General features: G+C 46.8%; 2 protein-coding genes. Both read left to right on the forward strand.

Annotated features, from left to right (window positions below; translation table 11 throughout):
• Positions 1 to 892 precede the first annotated feature (892 nt).
• Positions 893 to 1,651, forward strand: a complete 759-nt coding sequence (locus tag GX348_07750) for a YwmB family TATA-box binding protein (GenBank protein NLP42078.1) — start codon at positions 893 to 895, stop codon at positions 1,649 to 1,651.
• A 41-nt stretch (positions 1,652 to 1,692) separates the two neighbouring features.
• Positions 1,693 to 2,952 (forward strand): UDP-N-acetylglucosamine 1-carboxyvinyltransferase, encoded by a 1,260-nt coding sequence (gene murA, locus GX348_07755; protein ID NLP42079.1) that lies wholly within the window; start codon positions 1,693 to 1,695, stop codon positions 2,950 to 2,952.
• Positions 2,953 to 2,993: the final 41 nt, after the last annotated feature.

A 2,993-nucleotide genomic window follows, 5' to 3' on the forward strand; every position in this document is an offset into this window, starting at 1 on the left:
TCCTCATACCCCCGTGCCTATCGGCCCTTTCTGGAAAAAGCCGTTCCGCAAGGACGGGAAACCGTGCGGCTTACGTTAAAAAATCCCGACTGTCTGAGCCGCAGGCGAGTTTCGGGATTTTAGTAAGCTGTACGGTTTGCCGAGGCTTTTGGAAGAGTGGGCCTAGCCTTTTTGGTTACCTTTTTGGGCAATGCCAAAAAGTAACATACCCCTCAGCGGTTTAGCTTGTTATGAAGTATAACCGGTAGTTTAGGCTACTACGGTAGCCGGCACTTTTGTCTTGATACAAAAGTACCCAAAAAATCAAGACCTGTAAGGCATCGGCCTTGGAAATAGGCCGTTCTTGCTAAAAGTTTGAAACTCGCTGCGCTCAAACAGTCAAACTTTTTAACCGCAAGTACGGCCTATTTCCATCCCTTCGGGACCGTCCGCTGCCTTAAGGGTCGGTAGGGGTACGAGAGGTAATGTGAAGGCTGACGACTCAAATTTATACTTGTTTTCTCAAACTCTCGTACCTTACCGGCCCATTATGGAAAAAGCCGTTCCGCAAGGACGGGAAACCGTGGGCTTACGTTAAAAAATCCCGACTGTCTGAGCCGCAGGCGAGTTTCGGGATTTTAGTAAGCTGTACGGTTTACCGAGGCTTTTGGAAGACGGGCCTAGACCTTTTTGGTTACTTTTTGGGGCAATGCCAAAGTAACAACCCCTTTGGGGTTAGATTGATTTGAGGCATAAAATGAAGAAGAATAGCTGGTAGTCCAGCAGGCACTTTTAGGGCATGCCAAAAAGTAACAACAAGCCATTTAACATAATTTGCATTGTATAACCCCCCTAAAAACTGGCAAGAATGATTTTAAAGAGATTTATTGTGTTGTTCGGGTGGGGGGAGAAAATGAAATATAATATTAGAGTTGTCCTTGGTGTCATTTGTGTATTATCGGTATTTATTATTATCATTGGGCATGCGGAAAACCAGACTCGGCGCGAACCTTTGAGCGCAGCCATGAAGGCTGCTGGTGCCGGGGTGGAAGAAATGAGTGTCAATGCTTGGTCTAATGTGCCGGCAGCCGGCCAGGCTGATGCTGACTTAGAAAACATGGCCCGAAGTGCAATTGAAAAATTAGGTATTAGTCCTGACAACTATCAGCTTTCCCGGAATCACACCGAGTATCAGCGCATGGTTCGGGCCGAGGCTATCGCTGACTATTTTCATGCTGTCGTGATATCAGAAGTCATTTTACCTCAAGGTGAATCAAAACAGCCCGAGACCTATTTAGTCGTAATGGTTGAGACCAAACCGGAAAGTGAAACTGACCTGGCAAAATGGAATAACAAAATAACAGCAGTAATTAAGGATTTTGGCGGTACGCCGCGTATTAGTACTTGCTTGGTTGGTTGGCTTGATGGTAAACTAATTGATGGAGAAGATAATATTCGCATTAAGAACGGTTTCAACGCTGTAAACGCAACCATTATTGACGAAACAAGCTATGATAATTTTGCAAGCTATACCGGGTTTACACCGGCAATTTCTGATTATCTAGAGGTCAGCGGTAAAAGAATCAATATTAATATGGCCATGCGCTACAGTCCTTACGATAACCGTACATATATCACTATTGGCTCCCCGGTCATAACTAGGGAGTATTAGCATTACTTTCGGCATTTATAGTAGTTGTGTGGGAGGAACTTATGGAAAAGCTAATTATCCACGGAGGCAACAGGCTGACCGGGACTGTAAAAATTAGCGGGGCCAAAAACGCTGTATTGCCGCTCATTGCGGCAGGGCTTTTAGGCACTACACCGTCGACGCTCGATGAGGTGCCTGATCTGGAAGACGTTCGCACTTTCAGTGAGGTGCTCGCCCATCTTGGGGTTGCGGCAAAGCATGACCCGGATAAGAAGACACTGGAAATTGACAGCACAAATATAACAAGTCATGAAGCGCCATATGAATTTGTTCGTAAAATGCGGGCATCATTTTTGGTTATGGGGCCGCTGCTTGCCAGGGTCGGCAAAGCCAAAATTTCGCTGCCGGGCGGCTGCGCAATTGGGACAAGACCAATTGACCTTCATCTCAAAGGCTTTGAGGCGCTCGGCGCAGAAATCGAGATCGGTCATGGTTATATTGAAGCCACAGCGCCGCGCGGTTTGACCGGAGCCCGGATTTATCTTGACTTTCCGAGCGTTGGCGCTACCGAAAATATCATGATGGCAGCCTGTATGGCTAAGGGACAGACAATTTTAGAAAACCCTGCCCATGAACCTGAAATTGTCGACTTAGCCAATTATCTTAATGTTATGGGCGCCCGCATTCGCGGTGCCGGTACCAATGTTATTAAGATTGAAGGCGTGAGCGAGTTAAAAGGGCGCAATTATACTGTAATACCTGATCGGATCGAAGCCGGTACTTACATGGTGGCTGCAGCAATGACTGGCGGCGATGTCTGGATTGAGAATGCCCTTACCGAGCATTTAAAGCCTGTTGTAGCTAAGCTTAAAGAGGCAGGCGCAAACATTGAGGAAGATATTAATGGCGTTCGTGTCTGGGGTGACGGTAAAATTAAGGCCGTCGATATAAAGACGCTGCCGTATCCGGGCTTTCCGACTGATATGCAGGCTCAATTTATGGCTATGATGACCGTTGCTCACGGCACTAGTATTGTTAGCGAAACGGTTTTTGAAAATCGCTTTATGCATGTGGACGAGCTTAAACGGATGGGGGCCTGCATCAAAATTGAAGGCCGCAGTGCAGTGGTCGAGGGTGTACCAAAGCTTACCGGGTGTCCGGTTAAAGCTACCGACCTAAGGGCAGGCGCTGCTATGGTGCTGGCTGGGCTAGTAGCTGAAGGCAAAACAGAAATAGGCTATATTCATCATATTGATCGCGGTTACGACAAACTGGTAGAAAAGCTTCGCGGTATTGGCGCCGAGATTGATCGAATTGGTTAAGCACTTATAAACAACATTCATATAAAACAAAGACGGCTGAA

It is taken from the genome of Veillonellaceae bacterium, assembly GCA_012523975.1.
In the GTDB taxonomy this organism is placed as follows: Bacteria; Bacillota; Negativicutes; order JAAYSF01; family JAAYSF01; genus JAAYSF01.